Genomic DNA, 22706 nt, shown 5'->3' with positions numbered 1-22706 from the left:
TTCTCCGCCCCCCTCCAGGGCAACCGGCTGTCATGAATATCTCTGCGACAGCCTCGAAGGGCCGGGGAAAGGCCCGGCGGGCGGGAAACAGCACAGCCGTGGAAGCGGCCGGCCGTGCGGGGTTCGTGGCACGCGGGGTCATCTACTTCCTCGTCGGGCTCCTCGCCCTGCGCATCGCGTTCAACGACGGCGACGGCAAGGGCGGCGGCGGAAAGCAGGCGGACCGGGGCGGGGCACTCGCCGAGATCGCGCAGAAGCCCTTCGGACACGTGCTGCTGTGGGTCCTGGGCATCGCGCTCGTGGGCATGGCGTTGTGGCGGCTGTCCGAGGCGGCGTTCGGTGCGGCAGGCCCGGACGGGCACAAGGCGACCAAGCGGCTGGCCTCCGGCGGGCGGGCCGTCTTCTACGCCTTCGTCGCCTACTCGGTCCTGTCGTTCGCGGCCGGTGACACGGGCAGCGGAAGCGGGAAGGGCGACGCCCGCTCGCAGGACGTCACGGCGCGGGCGCTGGACCTGCCGGGCGGACGCTGGATCGTGGGCGCGGCCGGCGTGGGCATCGCCTGTGCGGGCCTGTGGATCGCGGGCCGCGCGGCGCTGCGGAAGTTCCACAAGCACCTGCGCATGGGCGCGATGTCCCGGACCATGCGGCGGGCCGTGGACACCACCGGCGTCTTCGGCGGTGTCAGCCGGGGTCTGGTCTTCGCGGTCGCCGGAGGTTTCGCGGTGTCGGCGGCGGTGAAGGCGCGCTCCGGTGAGGCCAAGGGCATGGACGACACCCTGCGGTCCTTCAGCGCCACCCCGGCCGGCCCGTGGCTGCTGGGCCTCATAGCCGTCGGCCTGGTCGCCTTCGGCCTCTTCTCCCTCGCCAACGCGCGGTGGCGCAGGATCTGAGCCGCCACGCGCCGGAAAGCCCGGTGCGGGCCGCACCTCGTGCGGCCCGCACCGGGCTTTCCGCTGCCGGGAGGCGTCGCCCGGATCCCCGACAACATGCTGCCAATTCCTGGCCACTTGGTGCACCGCCGCGCCGCTCCGGCACCCGCGCCGCCCTGCCATCGTGGGCGCTGCCCGCAGGGAAGAACGGCACGAGCCGGCCCCCACGAAGCGGGTCATCCGACACGCACGTGCGCGTTCCCACGCGCCGAGGACCAGGAGTTCACCATGTCCACAGGACACTTCGCAGCCCGGGCAGCCGCCGTCGGCACCGGCGTCGTCGTACTCGGCGGCCTGCTCGCGGCGACCCCCGCGACCGCCGGCGGCCGGGTGGCCACGGGCTGCCCGGTGGAGCGGAACTACGCCGTCACCTCCATCTCGACCGTCCACCACTCACTGGCGTCGGCGCGGCTCAAGGACGGTCCGGGCCCCGCGACGGTGAAGGTGAAGGTCGAGCGGAGCGGCACCCTCCACCACTCCATCTCCGTCAGCGGCGAGGCGAGCGTGAGCGGCGTCATCGCCCAGGCCAAGGTCTCCACCGGCGCCTCGGTCGCCAAGACCGCCTCCATCACGGTCGGGCACGAGGTGACCAAGAAGGTCCCGTCCGGGAAGTACCTCCAGTCCCGCTACGGGTCGTACGGCAAGAAGTTCAACTGGCGCTACTACCGGGTGAACGGCAGCTGCTCCACGACGACCCTGGCGACCGGCTACAGCGATTGGGCCCCCACCAACGAGAAGGGCTGGAAGTTCACCGTCGTCTCGCGCTGACCGCACGGCTCCCCGGGGGCCGGCCGCCCGGGAGCGGCCGGCCCCCGGCACCATGAGAAGGAGGAAAACCCCATGCAGGGGACACGACGGGGCACCCGGCCCCGCCCGCTGGGCGCGCTGCTCGGCAGCTGCTCCGTACTGCTGGCCGCCGCGTGCGGCACGGGCGGCGGGGAGGGGGAGGGCGCCCGTCCGCCGTCACCGGCGGCTGCCGCGTCCACGAAGGCCCCGCGCGCGACCACCGAGGTGCGGGTGCCGGAGTCGGGCCCGTGCGAGGAGGACTCCGGGACGTGCCGGGTCGTCCTCACCGCCCGGCCCGGGACCGGCCACCGGGCCCTCGGCTCGTTCCGTGCCGACGGCACACGGGAGCACTGGATCTACCTCGACTGCCTCGGCAAGGGCACCGTGACGGTCGAGATGACGCCGGAGCCGACGTTCGACGTCCCGTGCGGCGACGAGTGGCCGGCCGTCACCGAGTCGCGCAACCAGTTCGAGGCGGGCGTGCTGGACAGCGCCGCCTACCGGCTGACGGTGGACGCCCCCGACGGCGTCCGCTGGTCCCTGAGCGTGCTCGCCGCCCCGCGCAAGAAGGCGTAAGGGAGCCGGAAGATCGTCCTTTACCAGACCCACACACGCGCTCTAAACTCCCCCGGACAGCGGCCCCGAGGGCTGGCTTTCACGGGGCGGGGGTCGCACGTCTTGTTCGCGCACACCATGCAGGTACTCGGCCTGACCAAGGCCGAGGAGGACGTCTACCGGCATCTGCTGCGCAATCCCGGTGCCGAATCGGATGACCTGCACATCCTGCTGCACTGTGCCCCGGAGGAGACCGACAGCGCCCTGCGGCGCTTCCGCGAGCTGGGCCTGCTCAAGGAGGACGGCCGTGCCGTCTCGGCCCGCGCCCCCGAGGTCGTCGTCGGCAGGCTGGCCGAACGGCGGCTGGAGGAGCTGTACGAGAGCATCCGCACGCTCTCGCACCTCCAGCCCATCATCGACTCACTCGCGGGCGAACTCCCCGCCGACGAGGGCGACCGCGCCGACGGGCCCACCGAACGCCTCACCGACATCGCGGAGATCCGCACCCGGCTCGACGAACTCTCCTTCTTCGCCCGCTCCGAGGTGCAGTCGGCGGAGCCGTACGATGCCCTGACGCCGGAGAACATCGCCCACGCGCGGCCGCTCGACATGCGGTGCCTGCGCAGGGGCGTCGTCATCCGCAACCTGGTACGGGCCGCCGCACTCACGGACCCGGCCACCCTGGCCTATCTGCGCGAGCTGAACGCGGCGGGTGCGCGGATCCGCGTCCTGGATGCCCTGGACGAGCTGATCCTGATCTACGACCGGCACACCGCGCTCGTGCCCATCGACCCGGCGGACACCGCCAAGGGGGCACTCTGCTCGCGCGAACGCGGCATCGTCACCACGATCATCAACAACTTCGAACGGCTCTGGGAGGCGGCCGAGGACTTCGAGGCCGCCGACGGGAAGGCCCCGGCGGACCACTCCGGCATCTCGCCCCTGCAACTGCGCGTCCTGGAAGCGATGTGCACGGTCGCCAAGGACGAGACGGGCGCCCGCAAGCTGGGCATCTCGCTGCGCACGTACCGGCGGCACGTGTCCGACCTGTTCCAGATGCTCGGCGCGGAAAACCGCGCCCACGCGGCCCTGCTGGCCCGTGAGCGCGGCTGGATCTGAGACCCGTACGGGCACCCGGCGGCTACGGGTGCTGCCCCTGCCACCCGTTGGCGACGCACCTCGCGTCGCAGATCCCGAGGGGGCCTCCCGCCGCGCTGACGTGCGTGCCGGTCGCCCCCGGACCGGACGGCGCGAACGCCTGCTGACCGGCTCCCACGACGGCTGCCGCCAGCAACGCGGCGGCCAGACCGCCGAACACCGTGCGACGCGTGTTCCTGATGCTCATGTCCCCCGTCTTTCCCGTCCCGGCCGTCGCGGACGTGTGTCACTCGCTCCGGGCGGTACGTCTGCCCGGTTCGTCGCAGCAGAGTCTGGCAGGCGGACCGGCCGGGCCGTGGTGGTCCGCACGGCAGTCACCTGCCATGCGCGTGCAGCATGCTGCCACCCCCGAGCCTGGCCGGGGCGGGGCGGGCGGCCCACGCCCCGGCCTCCGTCACGGCTTGGGCAGCGCACACCCCGCGCGGTTCAGGTCGAAGGCGTTGCCGGTGCCGATGCACGCGGCGATGCCGTAGGTCTCCTGGGCGTAGTTGATGCCCTGGCGGACCGTCACCTGCCCGTTCTCGTCGACCTCGCACGGGTTGTTGTCCGTGCAGCGCCCGCCGTCCTCGTTACCGGTGTTGTTGACGGCGACGACCTTGCCGGTGGCGTTGTCGATCACGGGCGAGCCGGAGGTGCCGCCGATGGTCTGGCAGGCGGAGGTGTAGCGGACCGAGTCCTTCCAGGTCCAGCTCCCCTCCTTGAGGCGGTAGACGAACCCGTCCACGTTGCAGCTGTACATGCGCTTCCAGTACCCGGACGCGACGGTGATCGCGGTGCCCGCGACGGGGTGCGTGGTGCTGAGCTCCAGCGCCTTGATGCCGTAGCGGCTCTCGATCTGCGCGTACGTGGAGGTGAGCTGGTACACCGAGATGTCGGTGTCCGTCATCGTCCCGTACGCGATCTTGCTCGCCCGGACCGTGCCGACGCCGCTGCCCGAGGCGTTGAGCAGGGTGAAGCTGCGGCTGGACGAGCGGTTGAACACGACCGCGCCGGGGGCCGGGAAGCCGGTCTCCAGGCAGTGCCCGTTGGACAGCACGAGGGCGGGGTCGCCCGGCTGCGAGGAGGGCGTGCGGACGAGTGAACCGGAGCAGTTGCTGAGCGCCACGGTCCCGGCGAAGGTGACCGCCTTGGCGCGTACCGGCTTGTCGCCCTTGAGCGCGGTGTGACCGGACGGGGCCGAGGCCCCGGCCGTGCCGGACGGGGCCGCGCCGTGGCTGGTGGCCGCGGCGGCGGGGGCGATGCCCGCTCCCAGGAGCAGCACCGCGAAGAGTGCACCGACGAGAGGCTTTTTCATGTGGGGGTCCCCTCTTGCGAATGAACAGAGCGCGAATGGCCTCTGCGACCGAAGGTCCTTCGGTTTGACATGCGCATGCTGGCGTACGGAGAGGGGGTGCACAAGGGGCGGATTCCGGCCGCGCTTTCAGGTCACCAGACCCTGCCGGTAGGCGTAGACGACCGCCTGGACCCGGTCACGGAGCCCGAGCTTGGCGAGAATGCGCGAGACGAACGTCTTCACGGTCTCCTGACTGATGACGAGCGCGGCCGCGATCTCGCTGTTGGAGAAGCCGTCCGCGATGAGGCGCAGGACCTCCAGTTCGCGCGGGGTCAGCGGGATGTCGGAGGAGGTGTCCCCGGCGGGGCGGATCCGCGCGGCGTAGCGGCCGACCAGCCGGCGCGTCACCTCCGGGTCGATCAGCGCCTGGCCCGTGTGCACGGTCCGGATGCCGTGCAGCAGCTGGGCGGGCGGGGCGTCCTTGAGCAGGAACCCGCTCGCCCCGGCGCGCAGCGCCTCGTACACGTACTCGTCCAGGTTGAAGGTGGTCACCACGAGCACCTTGGCGGGCCGCTCCACGCCCGCCCCGGCCAGCAGCCGGGTCGCCTCGATGCCGTCGAGCTCGGGCATGCGGATGTCCATCACCACGACGTCCGGGCGCAGCCGCCCGGCCATCTCGACGGCGGTCCGCCCGTCCCCGCACTCACCCGCCACCTCCAGGTCCGGCTGGGCGTCGATGATCGTGGCGAGGCCGGTGCGGACGAGCACCTGGTCGTCGCAGACGAGGACGCGGGCCGGTGCGGTCATGACGCGCTCCCCGAGGGTATGCGGGCCCGCACGGTGAAGCCGCCGTCCGGACCGGGCTCCGCACGGAACTCGCCGCCGAGGACGCCGACCCGCTCGCGCAGCCCGGCCAGTCCCCGCCCACTGCCCGGGGGCAGGTCCGCGCGCTTCCCGGTGCCGTCCGTGCCGACCTCCACGGTGATCTCTCTTCCGCCGTGCCGCACGCTCACCGAAGTCCGGCTGCCGTGGGCGTACTTGAGGGCGTTCGTCAGCGCCTCCTGGACCACACGGTAGGCCACCAGCTCGGCGCTCCCGGTGGACTCGGCCGGGACGCCTTCCTCGTTGAACTCCACGCTCTGCCCGGCCCGCCGCGCCTGCTCGACCAGGACCGGGATGCGGCCGGCGGCCGGCGCCCTCTCCCCGGCACCGTGGCCCGGGTCGAGCAGGTCGAGCAGGTGGCGCAGGTCGTTGACGGCCCGCCGCCCGGTGTCGGTGACGCTGTTCAGGGCGTGGTCGAGCCGGTCGGGGGCGGCGGTCAGATAGCGGGCCGCCTCGGCCTGGACGATCATCGCCGTCACGTGATGGGTCACCACGTCGTGCAGCTCCCGTGCGATCCGGGCCCGTTCGGCGGTGCGGCTCTCCTCGGCGACGCGGAGCCGGCGGTCCGCCTCGGCGGCCCGGGTGGCGCGCAGCCACGCTCCGACGCCCCAGACGAGGGCCAGCACCAGGTAGAACGTCAGGAACTCGTCCACCGGTTCGGTGCCGTACCGGTGCAGGGCGAACGCCAGCGCCCCGTACGCGGCGGTCAGGGCGAGCGCGGCGCGGCGCCGGTGACCGTCCAGATGGGCCCCCGCGCTCAGGACGGCGAAGGGCAGCGCGGTCCCGGCGACCATGTGGTAGCCGCCGAGCTGGTCGACGGCGAAGCCCAGCGAGACCAGGACCAGGCAGACCACCGGCCACCGCCGCCGCAGGGCGAGCGACAGGCTCTCCAGTACGGCGGCCAGCGCGCCCAGCGCGTCGAACGGACGCTCCGCCACGGCACCCAGCTCCGTCCCGTGCCGGTGAAAGGCCGGGATGAGCGACAGGGCGAGGAGCAGCAGCCCGAACGGCAGGTCCCGCACGGTGGTGTCGAGTCGCTGCCAGCGCACCGGCCGACCGGCGACGGCGCCCAACCGCCGCCCCCGGGCCGGTACTTCGCGAAGACTGATCACCGGGGCACTGTAGTGGCGGCCGGGGCCGGGGCGGCGCGCCGTCCGCCACGCGGCACCAGATTGCCGCGCCGGCGGGCCAGCCAGAGGAACGCGAGCGTCACGAGCACCCCGAAGACCACGGAGTACACACTCGCCTCAGGCCCGAAGTCGCCGCCGGTGACCAGGTCGGAGCCGGTGGCCGTCGAGTCCAGGAGGCCCTGCGAGGCGCCGTTGCCCGAGACCTCCGAGCTGAAGATCCCCGCCGCGGCGAAGTTCCAGGCGAAGTGCAGTCCGATGGGCAGCCACAGGCTGCGGGTGGCGGCGTACGCGGCACCGAGCATGCCGCCCGCCTCGATCGCGATGGCGAGCGCGCCCCACAGGTTCGCGTCCGGGTTGGCCAGGTGCATCAGCCCGAACAGCAACCCGGTCGACGTCAGCGCGATCAAGGTCCCGGCGCGCTCCTCGACGATCCGGAACAGCACGCCCCGGAACACCACTTCCTCCGTGACGGCGGCGGCGGCCATGAAGCCGACGAACCCGACCGCACCCGTGAGCGACCCCAGGCCGTTCACCTCGTAGTCCCCGAGGAGGGCGATGTTCGCGATGACCGCCACGAACAGCACCAGTCCCATGAGCGCACCGCGCCCCAGGGCCGACGGCGCCCCCTCCCGGGCGAGCTCGGTGACCGGGCGGCGCTCGGTGCGCCCCACCACCCACCGGTAGACCAGGACCGCGAGCACGGACGTGACGAGGCCGATCAGGAGCGTGAGCCACGGATTTCCGTCCACCGCGTTGACGCACTGACCGCCGATCGCCCAGACCGCCACAACGGCGAGAAGTTGCCAGACCACTCTCATGAGTCCCCCTCGGACGTGCCCGCGGCGACCTGCCGCGGCTACCCCTGAACGCTATGAACGTCCGGCGCCGAAAGCGTCACCGCTGGGTGGACACCTGCGCGTAGCTCGCACGGGGGACACCGCGGCTAGGACTGCGGTTTCGCCACCGGCTCCGGCCCCGGTCCCGGCACCGCCGCCGCCTCCCGCGACAGCTGCACCGCCTGCCGCAGACTCAGCCCCGGCTCGGCCTGCCGCAGCGCCTTGACCGCCGCCACCGCGTCGAGGGGACCGCCGTGTCCGCCCGCCCTGATCCGCCGCCCGGTCCAGCGCCCGCGCAGCTCCGCGTCCGGCACCCCGGCCCGTGCCTCGGCCAGCGCGAGGGCCCGTTCCAGGCCGGGGCGGTCCGCGTCCGCCGCCCGCGCCAGCTCCTCGCGCAGTGCGGCGGCCACGTCGTCCGCGTCCCGCACCACGATCACGGCCATGTCCTTCTTCCCGTTTCCGATCATGTGCCGAACCTCCCCCGAAGCACTTCGGCGCATACGGCCGTTGAGCTACTTCAGAGGTACGGACGGCCGAGGACCGACGGACCAGGGCCGCCCCTCCCCCGGACGGAGGCGGCGGACCGGCGCCCCCGCCTACCGTCGGGGCATGACTCGCCACGACGCCGCTCACGCACTCGACCTCGACGCCTACCTCGCCCGGATCGGGTACGACGGGGAGCGCCGTCCCACCGTGGATGCGCTGCGTTCCGTGCACCGGGCCCACGCGACGGCCATCCCGTTCGAGAACCTGGACCCGCTCCTCGGCACCGTCCCCTCGCTCGCGCTGCCCGACCTGGAGGCGAAGCTCGTACGGGGCGGGCGCGGCGGCTACTGCTACGAGCAGAACACCCTGTTCACCGCCGCGCTCCGGGCCCTCGGCTTCGGCGTCACCCTGCTCACCGCCCGCGTGGTGCTGGGCGCGGCCCCCGGTGACGTCCGGCCGCGCACCCACATGCTGATGGAGGTCCGGGTGGAGGGCGAGCCCGGCCCGTACCTCGCGGACGTCGGCTTCGGCGGGAACGGCGCGCTGCTGGAGCCCATCGCGCTCGCCCCGGACGCGGAGCTGTACGACACCCCGCGCCACCACCGGCTCGTCCGGCTGCCGCACGACGGCCCCCTGGACCTGTGGGAGCTGCGGGCCCGGACGCGCGACGGGGAGTGGGAGGGGCAGTACGCGTTCACCCGGGAGCCCTTCGAGGCGCCGGACTACGAGGTCATCAACTGGCACATCGCGACCAACCCGCGGTCCCCGTTCTCCCGGCTGCTGTACGTGCAGCGCACCACCGGGGACGCCCACCTCGCCCTCTCGGGCCGCACCCTCGTGGTGACGCCGCACGACGGCGGTGCCCGGCGCGAGCGGGAGCTGGCGGACGCCGACGAGGTGACCCGCGTACTGGCGGAGGACTTCGCGCTGCGCCTCCCCAAGGGCGCGCGGCTCCCCGGATGAGCCCGGCGCGTACGCCGCCCGGGGGCGCGCCCGGCTTCCTGCGTGAGCCCCGGCGCACACCACTCCGTGGCGTATGTCACCCGTTCCGGTCCGTCACACCGCCGCGCCACCCCATTCCAAGCCCCGGGCCTCCCGTGACCGGCGTTCCCACGGTTCGCGGGAGGCGGGCGCATGGCGATGAAAGCCCGGGCCGGGGCACTCCTCCGTCCGGGCGGGCCAACCGGCGGGCAAAGCCCGGGCGGCCCGTGAAACACAGTCGTAAGCTCGCTGACATGCAGGTCATCCAGTCCACGAAGCTCGCCAACGTCTGCTACGAGATCCGCGGCCCCGTGCTCGAGGAGGCGATGCGGCTGGAGGCGGCCGGGCATCGCATCCTCAAGCTGAACACCGGCAACCCCGCCGCGTTCGGCTTCGAGTGCCCGCCCGAGATCCTCGAGGACATCCTGCGCAACCTCGCCGGGGCGCACGGATACGGCGACGCGAAGGGGCTGCTGTCCGCGCGCCGGGCGGTGATGCAGCACTACCAGACCAAGGGCATCGACCTGGACGTCGAGGACGTGTACATCGGCAACGGCGTCTCCGAGCTGATCCAGATGTCGATGCAGGCGCTGCTGGACGACGGCGACGAGGTGCTGGTCCCGGCCCCGGACTACCCGCTGTGGACGGCCTCGGTCTCGCTGGCGGGCGGCACGGCCGTGCACTACCGCTGCGACGAGCAGTCGGACTGGATGCCCGACCTCGCCGACATCGAACGGAAGATCACCGACCGCACCAAGGCGATGGTGATCATCAACCCGAACAACCCGACGGGCGCCGTCTACGACGACGAGATGCTGCGCGGGCTCACGGAGATCGCCCGCCGGCACAACCTGGTCGTCTGCTCCGACGAGATCTACGACCGCATCCTGTACGACGGCGCCACGCACACCCCCACCGCGACGATCGCCCCGGACCTGATGGTCCTGACCTTCAACGGGCTGTCGAAGAACTACCGGGTCGCCGGGTACCGCTCGGGCTGGATGGCCGTCTGCGGCCCCAAGGCGCACGCCTCCTCGTACATCGAGGGGCTGACGATCCTGGCCAACATGCGGCTGTGCGCGAACATGCCCTCGCAGCACGCCGTCGCCACCGCCCTCGGCGGCCGGCAGTCGATCAACGACCTGGTGCTCCCGGGCGGCCGCATCCTGGAACAGCGCGATGTGGCGTACGACCTGCTGACGCGGATCCCGGGCGTGACCTGCGTGAAGCCGAAGGGCGCGCTGTATCTCTTCCCCCGGCTCGACCCCAAGGTCTACAAGATCAAGGACGACCGGCAGATGGTCCTGGACCTGCTGCGGGCGGAGAAGATCATGGTGGTGCAGGGCACGGGCTTCAACTGGCCGGATCCCGACCACTTCCGCGTGGTGACACTGCCCTCGGCGGAGGATCTGACGGACGCGATCGGCCGGATCGCGCACTTCCTGGACGGCTACAGCCAGGTGTAGCCGTCCCGCCCCCACCCTTTCTCGAAGTTAGACAACTTTAGACTGAATCCAAGCTAGGATGGTTCTCACAGCACCACCAGGAGGCCATCCATGTACGAACCGATCCGCTCCAAATCGGTCCACACACCGGCCGACCACGCCGGCGACTTCCCGCACCGCACCCGCGAGGAGGAGCTGGACATCCAGCTCGCCGGACACCTGGCCGCCCTGCTCGCGGTCACCGACGAGCTGGGTCTCGGCGAGGCGGGCGACCGCATCGCCGGGCAGGTGGCCAGGCTGCGCGGCGCCCCGCCCGTCCGCCACGCCGGACTGAGCGACGCCCCCGCGACCGCCCTCCACCGCCGCGCCCACGCCCTCGCGGGCCGGGCCCTGGTGGTGGCGGCGTCCCGCGCCGACACGGCGGTCGCGATCCTGTCGGCCGAGCGCATGGACGCCCACACCGAGGCGCTCGCCGCCGACGCGCGGACGCCGGTCGGCGCCCACTGACGGCCCCGGTCCACGCACCGTCGAGGCGCGTGGACCGGGTGCCACCCATGTTCGGTTGTTCCGCTTCCGCGTCAGTGCCTGCCGCGCGGCCTGGACTTCATCCGTACGGTGACGATGCCGGCCAGGAGCAGGAGGACGGCCGCGATGCCCGCACCGGTCGCCGCGCTGCCGGTGTCGGCCATGCCGCCGCCGTCATGCCCGCCGCCGCCACCGTGATGGCCCCCGTCGTGCGTCGGGTGCGGCCCCGGGGTCCAGGACGGGCCCGGTCCGTGGGTGTGCGTGTGCGTCGGCTTCGGCGACGGGCTCGCGCTGTCCGTCGGCGAGGGGGTCGGGGTCGGGCAGTCGTCCGTGGGCGACGGGGTCGGAGTCGGGGTCGGAGTGGGGGTGGGCGTCGGGGTCGGCGTGGGGGTCGGAGTCGGGCTCGGGGTCGGGCTCGGGTTCGTCACCGGGACCTCGGTGGTGCAGGGCAGCTCGGGCGCCCCCTCCGTGGTGCAGCGCGCGCCCGGTGTGTCGGAGGTGACGGAGTTGCGCAGGACCGCGTCGCCCTCGTCCGGGTCGTCCACGGTGACCGTGTAGGTGATCGTCACGGAGGCGCCGGGGGTCAGCTCGCCGGACCAGTCGAGCGTGTCGCCGGTCACCTGCGCGGTGCCGGTGGACGCGGTGGGTCCGGCGGTGAGCGAGGCGTCGTCCAGGACACCGGACAGGTCGTCGGTGAGGTGGGCGGGGCTCAGCGTGGTCTCACCGCTGTTGGTGGCGGTCACGGTGTAGGTGACGGCGTCACCCGGCCCGGCCTCGGCGGGCGCCGCCGTCTTGGAGATGTCCAGCACCTGGTCGAGCTGCTCGACGGGGACGGACGCGGAGGACTCGTTGGACGCCACGTCGTTGTCGCCGGCGGTGCCCTGGGCGGTGGCCGTGTTGGTGAAGGTGTCGTCGGCGACGTCGGCCTCGGTCAGGACGTGGGTGCCCTCGCAGACCATGGACGAGGTCGCGGACCCCATCGGGCCGAGCGTGGTGGACGGGCAGGTCACGTCGGTGACGGACGGGTCGGTGACGTGGACGTCGGTGAGCTCCGACGTGCCGGTGTTGGTGACGAGGAACTGGTAGTGCACGGTGTCGCCCACCTCGAAGGGCTCGGTGGCCGCGTTGTCCGGGGGCGCGACGGTCTTGACCAGGTTCAGCTGGTCGAGCGTGTCCACGGAGCTCGCCTGGAGCGCCCGGACCAGGTGGGTGTCGATGCTGCCGCCGGTCGATCCGGAGAAGCCGAACTTGTACGTGGGCGGAGCGTCGGCCGTCATCCGCGTGGACAGCACGGGCTGGAAGCCGGCGCCGTCGTTGAAGTCGATCTCGACGTCCACGGTCGGCCGGGTGTCCGGGCTGACGGTGATGTGCACGGTCCGCTTGGCCGGGAGCGGGTCGGTGCCCTGCTCGCGCAGGCTGCCGGGCAGCGTGGAGCGGAAGCCGGACGCCTGGGTGGCGTCCGCCTCGATGGTGGAGTCCAGGAAGCAGTAGCCGTCGTCGCCCTGTCCGGGGCCGCGCAGCGTGACGGTGTCGGGCACCGGGAGTCCGCTGGTGACCGGGGACTTCTGGTCGTCGGGGCAGCCGTTGCCGCGCAGCTCGGCGTCGTTGGCGAAGTTGCCGTACGCGTCGAGCCCGACGCCGAGGTAGCCGCCGTCGACCCCGGGATCCAGGTTCCGCTGGGCGTACCCGAGGGAACCGCCGTTGGCCCCGGCCTTGGTGAGGTCCACCGAGCCGTCGACCAGGAAGAAGCCGATGCCGTCCGCGCCGGCGTCCCCGGTCCCGTACTGGTACTGCTCGAACGTGACGTCGAGCCCGCCGTTTCCGGGCAGCGGGCGGTTGTAGAGCATCCCGCCGACCCGGTAGTAGTCGTGGTCCGTGAGCTGGAGCCAGCCGGGCGTCTCGCCCGGGGTCGGCACGGGCGGGGTCATCTGGGAGTCGGGGTCGTCGCACGGCCCGATCTGCGACTGCCCGGCGGGCGGTTCTTCCGACGCGCCGGTCAGACAGGCTGTATCCAGGGGCACGAAGCCCGGGTCGGCGACCGAGGTGCCGGTGAAGGTCTCGTCCAGCAGCACGGATTCGCCGAGCGCCCGGGCCGGCGAGGAGGCGGCGGGCGCCGTGTCGGCGACGGGGCCGGCGGACTGCGCGACCCCGGAGGCGGTGGTCAGCAGGAGCCCAAGCGCCGTTCCCGCACAGGCGGTGGCCGCCACGGCCGGAACGTGGAGCAGCCGTTCGTATTTGCGCATGAAAAAAACATAAGAAAACCGGACATGACGCTTGCTCAGCCCATCCGGGACACGCCGCAGCGGCGGCCGAATGGCGGCGCGGACCGCCGGGGCGCATGATTCAGGGCTCGGACGGGGACACCGTCACGGCCCCCGCCGTCGACCGGAACATCACGTCCACGACCTCGCACTCAGCCGATCCCGGCACCGCGACCGGCCCGACGACCCGCTCCGCCGCCGTGGCACCGACCGCCAGGTCCTTCACGACCAGGGTGCGCTTCCCGGCGGCCACGGTCTTCCCGCTCCCGGCCGCGTGGCCCCGGAATTCGAGGTACACGGTGTACGTCCCCTGCCGGGCCGCCTCGCTCGTGATCCGCACCCCGGCCACGGGGCGACGCGTCTCCTCGTCCGTCCGGCAGGAGGTGACGGTGACATCGTCGTACGGGTACCGCATGTCCGCGTGGACCTCGCCGTACGCGTGGGCGAACAGGATCATGACGACGAGCCCGCCCACCGCCGCCAGGGCGATCAGCCCGCCCACGGCGGTCAGAACGATCGTCATGCCGCCCATCCGGCGCCCGGGGACGAGCGGCGGACCGTCTTCCGACGTGTTCGGGTACGGCGGATACTCCATGCCGTCCGGCCCCCTCCGCCCGCGCGCTCGGGCGGCGCGACCGGCTCAACCGTACGGCCGCCTGCACCACCCCCGTAGCCCCGCAGGGTCACAACCCGACTACGAGCAGGGCGCGTCGAACGGGCCGATGGCCCCCGAAGCGGCTTCGGGGGCCATCGCCGTACGCAGGCGGGGACTCAGCCCAGGCGTTCGACCAGCGCGCGGTACTCGTCCCACAGCTCCTTCGGCGTGTGGTCGCCGAAGGTGTTGAGGTGCTCGGGGACCAGCGCCGCCTCCTCGCGCCAGACCTCCTTGTCGACCTTCAGCAGGAAGTCGAGATCGGACTCGGAGAGGTCCAGGCCCTCGGTGTCGATCGAGCCCTTCGCGGGAAGGATGCCGATCGGCGTCTCGACGCCCTCCGCCTTCCCCTCCAGGCGCTCGACGATCCACTTCAGGACGCGGCTGTTCTCACCGAAGCCGGGCCACACGAACCTGCCCGCCTCGTTCTTGCGGAACCAGTTCACGTAGTAGATCTTCGGCAGCTTCGACTGGTCCGGCTTGTCGGCGCCGACCTTGAGCCAGTGGCCCATGTAGTCGCCCATGTTGTAGCCGCAGAACGGCAGCATGGCGAACGGGTCGCGGCGCAGTTCGCCGACCTTGCCCTCGGCGGCGGCGGTCTTCTCGGAGGCGACGTTGGCGCCGAGGAAGACACCGTGCTGCCAGTTGAAGGACTCGGTGACCAGCGGGACGGCCGAGGCGCGGCGGCCGCCGAAGAGGATGGCCGAGATCGGGACGCCCTTCGGGTCCTCCCACTCGGGCGCGATGATCGGGCACTGCCCCGCCGGGACGGTGAAGCGGGCGTTGGGGTGGGCGGCGGGCGTTTCGGACGCGGGGGTCCAGTCGTTGCCCTTCCAGTCCGTGAGGTGCGCGGGCGGCTCCTCGGTCATGCCCTCCCACCAGACGTCACCGTCGTCGGTGAGCGCGACGTTGGTGAAGACGGAGTTGCCCCACATCGTCTTCATGGCGTTGGCGTTGGTGTGCTCGCCGGTGCCGGGCGCGACGCCGAAGAAGCCCGCCTCCGGGTTGATCGCGTACAGCCGGCCGTCCTCGCCGAACCGCATCCACGCGATGTCGTCGCCGATGGTCTCCACGGTCCAGCCGGAGATCGTGGGCTCCAGCATCGCGAGGTTCGTCTTGCCGCAGGCGCTCGGGAACGCGGCGGCGACGTACTTCGACTCGCCGCGCGGCGGGGTGAGCTTCAGGATCAGCATGTGCTCCGCGAGCCAGCCCTCGTCGCGGGCCATGACGGAGGCGATGCGCAGCGCGTAGCACTTCTTGCCGAGCAGCGCGTTGCCGCCGTAGCCGGAGCCGTACGACCAGATCTCGCGGTCCTCGGGGAAGTGCGAGATGTACTTGGTCTCGTTGCACGGCCAGGGGACGTCCTCCTGGCCCTCCGCCAGCGGGGCGCCCAGCGTGTGGACGGCCTTGACGAAGAAGCCGTCGGAGCCCAGTTCGTCGAGCACGGGCTGCCCCATGCGCGTCATGGTGCGCATCGAGACGGCGACGTACGCGGAGTCGGTGATCTCGACGCCGATCGCGGACAGCGGGGACCCGAGCGGGCCCATGCAGAACGGGACGACGTACATCGTGCGGCCGCGCATCGAGCCGCGGAAGATGCCCTGCTCGCCCACGAGACTGTCTTCTCCCCCGGTAAAGATGGCCCGCATCTCGGCGGGGTCCTTCCAGTGGTTCGTCGGGCCGGCGTCCTCCTCCTTCGCGGAGCAGATGAACGTACGGGTCTCGACGCGCGCGACGTCGCTGGGGTCGGAGGCCGCGTAGTAGGAGTTCGGGCGCTTGATCTCGTCCAGCTTGGTGAAGGTGCCCTTGGCGACGAGTTCCCCGCACAGGCGCTCGTACTCGGCCTCGGAGCCGTCGCACCAGACCACCCGGTCCGGCTCGGTGAGTGCTGCGATCTCGTCCACCCAGGAGATCAGCTCCTGGTGGTCGGTGGGAACAGTGAGGGGAGCCGCGATGTCGCGCGCCACGATCGCTCCTTGGTGAGGGTGTATTCGGTTGGTGCTCCTGTGCCCCGTGGGGGCCGCGACCCGGATGCGTGTACCCCTTCGAATTCCCCTTGGCGCTCATCCGGTGCCGACCGCACTCATTTGATCATCCGACCCTCGCGCCCATATGTCCAGAGGGCCGCCCATGTGAGCATCAGCACGCGGCCACCGCCCCTATCCGCTCCCTACGGGGCCGTAGGTACGATGCGTGGATGACTGCTGCCGCCGCGCCCGACACCACCGGTCCCCGCCCGGCCACGCCCGCCGACGCCCCGCTGAAGCCGCGGATGCGCGGCTGGCTGCACGCCGGGATGTTCCCGGCCGTGGTCATCGCGGGCATCGTGCTCATCGCCCTCTCGGACAGCACCCGGGGCCGGATCGCCTGCTCGGTCTACATCGTGTCGGCGTGCCTGCTCTTCGGCGTGAGCGCGGTCTACCACCGCGGTACGTGGGGGCCGCGCGGCGAAGCCGTCCTGCGCAGGCTCGACCACGCCAACATCTTCCTGATCATCGCGGGGACGTACACCCCGCTCACCCTGCTCCTGCTCCCCGAGTCCACCGGGACGCCGCTCCTGTGGGCGGTGTGGGCCGCGGCGCTCGCCGGCATAGCGTTCCGGGTCTTCTGGGTCGGCGCCCCGCGCTGGCTGTACACACCGTGCTACATCGCGATGGGCTGGGCGGCCGTCTTCTTCCTGCCCGACTTCATGCGGACCGGCGGCGTCGCGGTGCTGGTGCTGGTGGTCGTCGGCGGCGTGCTCTACAGCGCGGGCGGCGTCATCTACGGCATCAAGCGGCCGAACCCGTCACCGCGCTGGTTCGGCTTCCACGAGGTCTTCCACTCGCTGACCCTGGCCGCGTTCATCGTGCACTACGTCGGCATCTCGCTGGTGGCGTACAACCACAGCTGACGTCCCGCCAGGGCTTCCGGGGGCGCCCCGGGGCGCCCCCGCCCCCGTTCAGGCCCCGCCGAGCGCGCGGGCCAGCGCCTCCGCGTCCGTCGTCGGGGCGTCGCAGACGAAGTGCCGGCAGACGTACGCGGTCGGCGCGCCGCCCGCCATCGGCCGGTCGGCCAGCAGCGGGAACTCCGCCCCGCCCGGCTCCCCCGCCGCGACGACCGCGCCGGGCGCCCGCCCGATCAGGGCCGTACGGTGCAGCTCCCCGCCGACCGGCCCGGCGACGGCCACCTCGCGCGGCCCGTCGAGCAGCGCCTCGGCCACCGCGAGCCCCCAGCCGATGAAGCGCGGGGCGCGCGGGCCCAGCGCCTTCACGACACCCAGCGCCTCCTCGGCGGCGGTGCGGTGCGGCTCGGAGCCGGTGTGCGCGGCGTACGAGAGGAGCGCGCCGGCGGCGGCCGTCCAGCCGGCCGGGGTCGCGCTGTCGGTGGGGTCCTGGGGCCGCCGGATCAGCTGCTCGGCGTCGTCCGCCGTGTCGTACAACTGGCCGCCCTCGCCCCGGAAGTGCTGGAGCACGATGTCCAGCAGGAATCCGGCGAACTCCAGCCAGGCCCCCTCGCCGGTGACCCCGGCCAGCGCGAGGAAACCCTCCGCGACGTCCCCGTAGTCCTCAAGCACCCCGGCGTGGTCACCGGCTCGCCCGTCCTTGGACGTACGGGCGAGCCGGGCGACGGGCCCCATGTGCACCCGCACCAGCAGGTCGGCCGCCTCGGTGGCCCGCTCGACCAGGTCGGGCCGGCCGAAGAAGGCGCCCGTCTCCGCGAGCGCGGCGATGGCGAGCCCGTTCCAGGCGGCGACGATCTTGTCGTCGCGCCCCGGGCGCGGGCGCTCCTCCCGGGCGGCGAGCAGCCGCTCCCGTACGCCGGCGGCGCGGGGGTCGTCGGGGTCGCCGGGCAGCTGGAGCACCGAGGAGCCCTCCTCGAAGGTGCCCTCGCCGGTCACCCCGAAGTGCTCGGCGGCGAACGCGGCGTCCTCCTCGCCCAGCACCTCGCGCAGCTGCTCCGGCGTCCACACGTAGTACGCGCCCTCGACGTGCCTGCCGTGCGCGTCCTCGCTGTCGGCGTCGAGCGCGGAGGCGAACCCGCCCTCGGGCGTCCGCAGCTCGCGCACCATGAAGTCGGCCGTCTCCAGGGCCACCCGCCGGGCGAGTTCGGACCCGGTGGCCCGCCAGAGGTGGGCGTACACGCGGCAGAGCAGCGCGTTGTCGTACAGCATCTTCTCGAAGTGCGGGACGACCCATTCCCGGTCCACGGCGTACCGGGCGAACCCGCCGCCGAGCTGGTCGTAGATCCCGCCCCGGGCCATCGCCGCGCAGGTGTCGGCGGCCATCTGAAGGGCGCCGTCGGCCCCGGTGCGGGCGTGGTGGCGCAGCAGGAACTCCAGCGCCATGGACGGCGGGAACTTGGGCGCCCCGCCGAACCCGCCCCGCTTCTCGTCGTACTCCCGGGTCAGCCCGAGCAACGCCTGCGCGAGCTCCGCCTCCCCGGGCGGCCCGTCCCCGCCGTGGGCGAGGCTGCGCTCGGACAGGTCCCGCACGATCCGCCCGGCGACCTCCCCGACCTCGTCGCGCCGGTCGGTCCAGGCGGCGGTGACCCCTTCGAGCACCTGCCGGAAGGACGGCATCCCGTGCCGCGCCTCGGGCGGGAAGTAGGTCCCGAAGTAGAACGGCTCGGCGTCGGCGGTGAGGAACACGGTCATCGGCCAGCCACCCTGCCCGGTAGCCGCCTGCACCGCCTCCATGTACACCGCGTCCACATCGGGCCGCTCCTCGCGGTCGACCTTGACGGCCACGAAGTGCTGGTTCATGTAGGCGGCGGTCGCCTCGTCCTCGAACGACTCATGCGCCATGACGTGGCACCAGTGACAGGACGAGTACCCGACGCTGAGCAGCACCGGAACGTTCCGCCTTCTGGCTTCCTCGAACGCCTCGGGTGACCAGGGCCACCAGTGGACGGGGTTGTCCGCGTGCTGAAGCAGATACGGCGAGGTCACACCAGCCAACCGGTTCATGCGCCCAGGCTCTCACACCGCACGCGCCCAGCCTGGGAAACCTTCGCGCCCCGTCCGCCCAGCCAAGGTGCGCCCGTCCACCGATGCTCGCTGCGAGGTGGGCGCGCTGGAGCAGATAGGGAGAGGTCCCATGCACCGCACCGGGTACAGCACGCCGGGCTCAGCATTACCGGCCCCGACCAACGCCCCTTGAGGAGAAGGCGAGGCCCGGGAGCCTTCGCCGGCGTCGCCACGCTGCACTTGGGCAGGCGGGGCGACATTAGCCCAACGTGATATTATCTTGGGGTAATGCTGGTGGGCGAGAGCAGACCATGAGCTTCAAGATCATCGTCGTGGAACCAGCCCGGACCTGGATCCACGAACTCCGCAAGTGCGACCGAGACACCCTCACTCAGATCGCCGCCGCACTCGACGTGCTCCAGACCGAGGGCCCAGCCCTCGGCCGCCCGCTCGTCGACCGGATCACCGGATCAACCCTGCCCAACCTGAAGGAACTGCGCCCCGGTTCCAAGGGCGACAGCGAAGTACGAATGCTGTTCGTCTTCAACCCCGAGCGCAACGCCGTCATCCTCGTCGGCGGCAACAAGGCCGGGAACTGGTCCGGCTGGTACCGCACCGCGATCAAGGAAGCCGAAGCCGCCTACCAGGCGTACACCGAGGAGGAAGCGTGAGCACCTTCAAGCCGAAGACAGCCAACGCAATCGACTGGAACGACCTGAAGGACGACCTCGGCCTTACCGCCGAGGAGGAGGCGGACGTCCAGGAGCGGAGCGCCGCCATGCTCGCAAAGGTCCGCGCCCACCGCCTGGCCGAGGTCCGCAAGCGCCAGCACATGACGCAGAACGAGGTCGCCGAGACCCTCGGCGTCACCCAGGGGCGGGTCTCCCAGATCGAGAAGGGGGCTGTGATGCGTACCGAGGTCGAGACTCTCGCCGCGTACGTCGCGGCACTGGGAGGACGCCTGAAGATCGTCGCCGACTTCGGCGACGAGTCCCTCGTCCTTGGCTGACAAGCTGTCTTTCTCTGCGTCGGGAGCGATCGCTGAGATCGACGGCAAGCGCGATTCGGTATGCACTCGCATGAGGGCCAGGGCCAACGCCTCGTAGGTGTTACCCGTCCCGCACGGACGGATCCCGGCCCTCAAGGTGCTGCCCGAAGCCGAGGTACGGTGGGACGCCCACTCCGGCGATGCCATCAGCTGCCCCCGGACCCAAGCGTCCGTCTTGGGGCTCAGCCCGTCATCACGCGTGGCCGCACTGGTGCTCATCGTGAACACGCCAGGTCAGAACTACCGGGTTGTCCAGAGGCCGACTGGTCCGGGCCACGAGCCACCGGATCCGACGAGGCATCCCCAACCTCACAGGGCAATACACCAGACAATGAGTGACTGCGTCCCGTTACCCGCGGAGTCAGTCGGAGCCCCGCCCGGTGATCCGGGCGGGGCTCCGCGTCTTCTTTGATCGACTACGGCGAGCATGTCGACGCGGTCAGCCGAGATCAGCCTCGGGCCGGGGCAGCTCGTCCAGGTCGAGGGTGTAGGTCCGCCCGTCGGCCAGCTCGATGGGCAGCTTGCCCGAGCCGTACTTGTGCGTGTGCGCCGCGATGTAGCCGGAGCCGGTGGGCTGGGTGTGGACGACGACCTCCGCGGCGTACGGGTCCACCACCACGTAGACCGGGATGCCGTAGCGGCCGTACTTCGCGGTGCAGTCGGCGTAGTCCTTGCGCGCGGAGGAGACCGACACCACCTCCGCGATCAGCAGCACGTCCTCGAAGCCGTAGCGCTTGCCCTGCCTCTGCGCGTCCTCCCGCAGGATCGCGAAGTCGGGGGCCGAGTTCTCATCGGCGGGGAAGTCGATGTACACGTCGGAGGCGGTCTTCGCGTGCCGGCCGAGCGAGAGCGAGTCGATCTGCATCGACTTGATCGTGCTGGAGTGCTCGAAGCTCTGCGGAGTCATGATCACCTTCCCGTCAATACCGAAGAAGACCACGTATCCAGCAGGGAACTCGGTGTGCATGACCGCGTCGACGCTCATCAACGGCTCCTTCCTGTCGCCTCTCAGGATATGGGGCCTCGGTCCCGCACGGGGGTCCACTACGGGAGTGCCGACCCAGCAAGAGCAGCGGAGGTGCGCTGGTCATTGATGTCCTGGCCCAGTCGCACACCATACGCATCCACGCCAGTGCCCTCCGGAAACACCGCAGGTCAGAACTACCTGGTTGTGTTGAGTCATGGGCACCTGTGGCAGCTGGCGTACCCGACGCCGAGCAGAGGTGCTCTGCGCCAGTCGGTCGGCCATGGGCCCAATCCTCGCGCACCCGGCCCCACGACGGGGCTGCGCCACGGGGCGAGGCGCGAAGGGGCAGGTGGGGGCCGCGGATACCGCGCCGCGCGGCATCGACGGCCATTAGGCTGGCCTGGGGCAGCACCGGGACTGCTGTGGCTCCCCGAAGGAGGTGCACGATGACCGCCGAGATGCTGGCGCCCGCGTGGATGCACACGCAGATCAGCGCGGAGCAGTACGACTCCTGGTCCGAGGAGCAGTGCGCCGGCATCGAGGTCGTGGACGGGATGGTCGTCGTGAGCCCGAGCGCCTCCAAGCGCCACAACCGGCTGGCCCGCATCCTGGCCAATGCCCTTGACGCAGCCGCAGGCCCGGACTGGAACGCCGACACGGACTTCGACGTTCGCCTGCAGGACGCGCCGCTCACCAACCGCCGTCCGGACGTCACCGTGTACCGGGCGGAGACCATCGACCTCACGCCCACCCGCCCCGAGCACGTGCTCCTGGCCGTCGAGGTCGTGTCCCCGGGGTCAGAGACCACCGACCGGATCGTGAAGGTGGACCAATACGCCAAAGCCGGCATCCCCTTCTACTGGCGCATCGAGCAGTCCGCCACCGGCGTCCCGATCGTCTACACCTACGTCCTCGACCCAGCCAATAGGGCCTACCGGGACGGCGAGGTGTTCACCGGCACCGTGAAGGCCATCGCTCCATTCCCTGTCACGGTCGACCTTGGGACCCTGTGAGCAACGAGGAAGCGCCCGCGCCCTCGGCGCCTCCGACGCCCTGTGGGCCGAGAGTGCTCGCCACCAGGGGCCTGGGGGCAGCACTCCGCCCAGCTAGAACGTGTTTCGAAAGGAGCGCCGTCCGCCCGCAGGGCGGGTCCGGCGGCGTCTGGTGCGCACGATCGCAAGCGGAGGCGGCGTACAGGTGGCCGTTGCGAGGCACGATTATTTGACCGTTCATTCCAGATAGGCTTACGGTCTCCGACGTGGCCAGGACCAAGGAATTCGATCCGGACGCCGCGCTGCAGTCGGCCCTCGAGCTGTTCTGGCGGCGCGGTTACGAAGCGACGTCGTTGGCGGACCTCGTCGAGCACCTCGGCATCGGCCGCGCCAGCATCTACGCGACCTTCGGCAGCAAGTACGAGCTGTACCTGAAAGCGCTGGACCGGTACGCCGACACGCGCGACCGGGCGCTCCTTGCCGAGTTGTCCCAGCCAGGGCCCGCCCTGCCTGGGGTGCGGGCGGTAGTGCGCCGCTTCGCCGCGGAGGCCGTCTCCCCGGAGGGCCGGCTGAGCGGCTGTTTCGTCACCAATACCGCGGCCGAGCTGGCGCCGCACGACCCCGCGGCGGCCCGCCGGGTCGAGATCAGCTGGGAACACGTCGAGACCCTGCTGCACTCCGCGCTCCTGCGGGCCCAGGCTCAGGGCGAGTTGCCGGAGGAACGCGATCCGCGTGCGCTGGCCCGCATGCTGCTCGTCCTGCTGCAGGGGGTACGGATCGTCGGCAAGGCGTCGAACGATCCCTCCCGGGTACGGGACGCGGCCGAGCAGGCCCTGGCCCTGCTGGACTGAC

At 71.7% G+C, this 22706-nt stretch carries 23 protein-coding genes; 12 read left to right on the top strand and 11 right to left on the bottom strand.

Annotation, left to right across the window (positions count from 1 at the left end; all coding sequences use genetic code 11):
- The first annotated feature begins 32 nt into the window (after window positions 1-32).
- From ACLQ2N_RS27600 to ACLQ2N_RS27585, 4 genes are all read left to right on the top strand, one after another.
- Window positions 33-890 carry a DUF1206 domain-containing protein gene (locus tag ACLQ2N_RS27600; protein WP_425816982.1) on the top strand — a complete coding sequence of 286 codons (858 nt, stop codon included), beginning with the start codon at window positions 33-35 and terminating at the stop codon, window positions 888-890.
- A gap of 267 nt (window positions 891-1157) precedes the next feature.
- Window positions 1158-1697 (top strand): hypothetical protein, encoded by a 540-nt coding sequence (locus ACLQ2N_RS27595; RefSeq protein WP_425816980.1) that lies wholly within the window; start codon window positions 1158-1160, stop codon window positions 1695-1697.
- Window positions 1698-1769: 72 nt separating this feature from the next.
- The gene (locus tag ACLQ2N_RS27590) at window positions 1770-2291 is read left to right on the top strand and encodes a hypothetical protein (RefSeq protein ID WP_425816978.1); all 522 of its coding nucleotides are present in this window, start codon (window positions 1770-1772) and stop codon (window positions 2289-2291) included.
- Window positions 2292-2408: 117 nt separating this feature from the next.
- Window positions 2409-3389 carry a helix-turn-helix transcriptional regulator gene (locus ACLQ2N_RS27585; RefSeq protein ID WP_425816976.1) on the top strand — a complete coding sequence of 327 codons (981 nt, stop codon included), beginning with the start codon at window positions 2409-2411 and terminating at the stop codon, window positions 3387-3389.
- A gap of 22 nt (window positions 3390-3411) precedes the next feature.
- On the opposite strand, the gene ACLQ2N_RS27580 is transcribed toward ACLQ2N_RS27585, so the two are convergent.
- From ACLQ2N_RS27580 to ACLQ2N_RS27555, 6 genes are all read right to left on the bottom strand, one after another.
- Complete coding sequence (locus ACLQ2N_RS27580) at window positions 3412-3615, bottom strand: hypothetical protein (RefSeq protein WP_425816974.1); 204 nt, start codon at window positions 3613-3615, stop codon at window positions 3412-3414.
- A 207-nt stretch (window positions 3616-3822) separates the two neighbouring features.
- Complete coding sequence (locus tag ACLQ2N_RS27575; protein ID WP_425816972.1) at window positions 3823-4722, bottom strand: S1 family peptidase; 900 nt, start codon at window positions 4720-4722, stop codon at window positions 3823-3825.
- 126 nt (window positions 4723-4848) lie between these two features.
- Complete coding sequence (locus tag ACLQ2N_RS27570; protein WP_425816970.1) at window positions 4849-5508, bottom strand: response regulator; 660 nt, start codon at window positions 5506-5508, stop codon at window positions 4849-4851.
- Window positions 5505-6656, bottom strand: coding sequence for a sensor histidine kinase (locus ACLQ2N_RS27565; RefSeq protein WP_425817125.1), 1152 nt, complete (start codon window positions 6654-6656; stop codon window positions 5505-5507). The genes ACLQ2N_RS27570 and ACLQ2N_RS27565 overlap by 4 nt, the downstream gene beginning before the upstream one ends.
- Before the next feature lie 35 nt (window positions 6657-6691).
- Window positions 6692-7531, bottom strand: a complete 840-nt coding sequence (locus ACLQ2N_RS27560) for a CPBP family intramembrane glutamic endopeptidase (protein ID WP_425816968.1) — start codon at window positions 7529-7531, stop codon at window positions 6692-6694.
- 125 nt (window positions 7532-7656) lie between these two features.
- Window positions 7657-8016: a hypothetical protein gene (locus tag ACLQ2N_RS27555; RefSeq protein ID WP_425816966.1), complete on the bottom strand. Its 360-nt coding sequence runs from the start codon at window positions 8014-8016 to the stop codon at window positions 7657-7659.
- Between the two features lie 142 nt (window positions 8017-8158).
- Here ACLQ2N_RS27555 and ACLQ2N_RS27550 point away from each other — a divergent pair, with 142 nt between their 5' ends.
- The 3 genes from ACLQ2N_RS27550 (at window position 8159) to ACLQ2N_RS27540 (ending at window position 10968) form a co-directional block, all read left to right on the top strand.
- Complete coding sequence (locus ACLQ2N_RS27550) at window positions 8159-8998, top strand: arylamine N-acetyltransferase family protein (RefSeq protein ID WP_425816964.1); 840 nt, start codon at window positions 8159-8161, stop codon at window positions 8996-8998.
- A 272-nt stretch (window positions 8999-9270) separates the two neighbouring features.
- A complete protein-coding gene (locus tag ACLQ2N_RS27545) occupies window positions 9271-10482 on the top strand; it encodes a pyridoxal phosphate-dependent aminotransferase (protein ID WP_425816962.1) in 1212 nt (403 codons plus the stop codon).
- A gap of 90 nt (window positions 10483-10572) precedes the next feature.
- Window positions 10573-10968, top strand: coding sequence for a hypothetical protein (locus ACLQ2N_RS27540; RefSeq protein ID WP_425816960.1), 396 nt, complete (start codon window positions 10573-10575; stop codon window positions 10966-10968).
- A 71-nt stretch (window positions 10969-11039) separates the two neighbouring features.
- Here the strand turns inward: ACLQ2N_RS27540 and ACLQ2N_RS27535 are convergent, their stop codons facing one another.
- The 3 genes from ACLQ2N_RS27535 to ACLQ2N_RS27525 form a co-directional block, all read right to left on the bottom strand.
- Window positions 11040-13229, bottom strand: coding sequence for a DUF7507 domain-containing protein (locus ACLQ2N_RS27535; RefSeq protein WP_425816958.1), 2190 nt, complete (start codon window positions 13227-13229; stop codon window positions 11040-11042).
- A 100-nt stretch (window positions 13230-13329) separates the two neighbouring features.
- Window positions 13330-13770 carry a hypothetical protein gene (locus ACLQ2N_RS27530; protein ID WP_425816956.1) on the bottom strand — a complete coding sequence of 147 codons (441 nt, stop codon included), beginning with the start codon at window positions 13768-13770 and terminating at the stop codon, window positions 13330-13332.
- Window positions 13771-14018: 248 nt separating this feature from the next.
- Entirely contained in the window at window positions 14019-15866 is a 1848-nt protein-coding gene (locus ACLQ2N_RS27525; RefSeq protein ID WP_425816954.1) for a phosphoenolpyruvate carboxykinase (GTP), read from the bottom strand.
- Between the two features lie 230 nt (window positions 15867-16096).
- On the opposite strand from ACLQ2N_RS27525, the gene trhA reads away from it, so the two are divergent.
- Entirely contained in the window at window positions 16097-16792 is a 696-nt protein-coding gene (gene trhA / locus ACLQ2N_RS27520) for a PAQR family membrane homeostasis protein TrhA (RefSeq protein ID WP_425816952.1), read from the top strand.
- Between the two features lie 48 nt (window positions 16793-16840).
- Here trhA and ACLQ2N_RS27515 read toward each other — a convergent pair whose 3' ends face one another.
- A complete protein-coding gene (locus ACLQ2N_RS27515; RefSeq protein ID WP_425816950.1) occupies window positions 16841-18847 on the bottom strand; it encodes a thioredoxin domain-containing protein in 2007 nt (668 codons plus the stop codon).
- 311 nt (window positions 18848-19158) lie between these two features.
- Between ACLQ2N_RS27515 and ACLQ2N_RS27510 the strand changes: the two genes are divergently transcribed.
- Both ACLQ2N_RS27510 and ACLQ2N_RS27505 read left to right on the top strand, forming a co-directional pair.
- Window positions 19159-19518: a type II toxin-antitoxin system RelE/ParE family toxin gene (locus ACLQ2N_RS27510; protein ID WP_425816948.1), complete on the top strand. Its 360-nt coding sequence runs from the start codon at window positions 19159-19161 to the stop codon at window positions 19516-19518.
- Window positions 19515-19856, top strand: a complete 342-nt coding sequence (locus tag ACLQ2N_RS27505) for an XRE family transcriptional regulator (RefSeq protein WP_425816946.1) — start codon at window positions 19515-19517, stop codon at window positions 19854-19856. The genes ACLQ2N_RS27510 and ACLQ2N_RS27505 overlap by 4 nt, the downstream gene beginning before the upstream one ends.
- A 478-nt stretch (window positions 19857-20334) precedes the next feature.
- Here ACLQ2N_RS27505 and ACLQ2N_RS27500 read toward each other — a convergent pair whose 3' ends face one another.
- Window positions 20335-20880: a Uma2 family endonuclease gene (locus ACLQ2N_RS27500; RefSeq protein ID WP_425816944.1), complete on the bottom strand. Its 546-nt coding sequence runs from the start codon at window positions 20878-20880 to the stop codon at window positions 20335-20337.
- A 428-nt stretch (window positions 20881-21308) separates the two neighbouring features.
- On the opposite strand from ACLQ2N_RS27500, the gene ACLQ2N_RS27495 reads away from it, so the two are divergent.
- Window positions 21309-21875: a Uma2 family endonuclease gene (locus tag ACLQ2N_RS27495; protein ID WP_425816942.1), complete on the top strand. Its 567-nt coding sequence runs from the start codon at window positions 21309-21311 to the stop codon at window positions 21873-21875.
- Between the two features lie 245 nt (window positions 21876-22120).
- Window positions 22121-22705 carry a TetR/AcrR family transcriptional regulator gene (locus tag ACLQ2N_RS27490; RefSeq protein WP_425816940.1) on the top strand — a complete coding sequence of 195 codons (585 nt, stop codon included), beginning with the start codon at window positions 22121-22123 and terminating at the stop codon, window positions 22703-22705.
- The last annotated feature ends 1 nt before the right edge of the window (window position 22706 follow it).

The organism is Streptomyces sp. DT224 (genome assembly GCF_049844595.1).
Taxonomy (GTDB): Bacteria; Actinomycetota; Actinomycetes; order Streptomycetales; family Streptomycetaceae; genus Streptomyces.
This window is presented reverse-complemented; position numbering and strand designations above follow the sequence as displayed.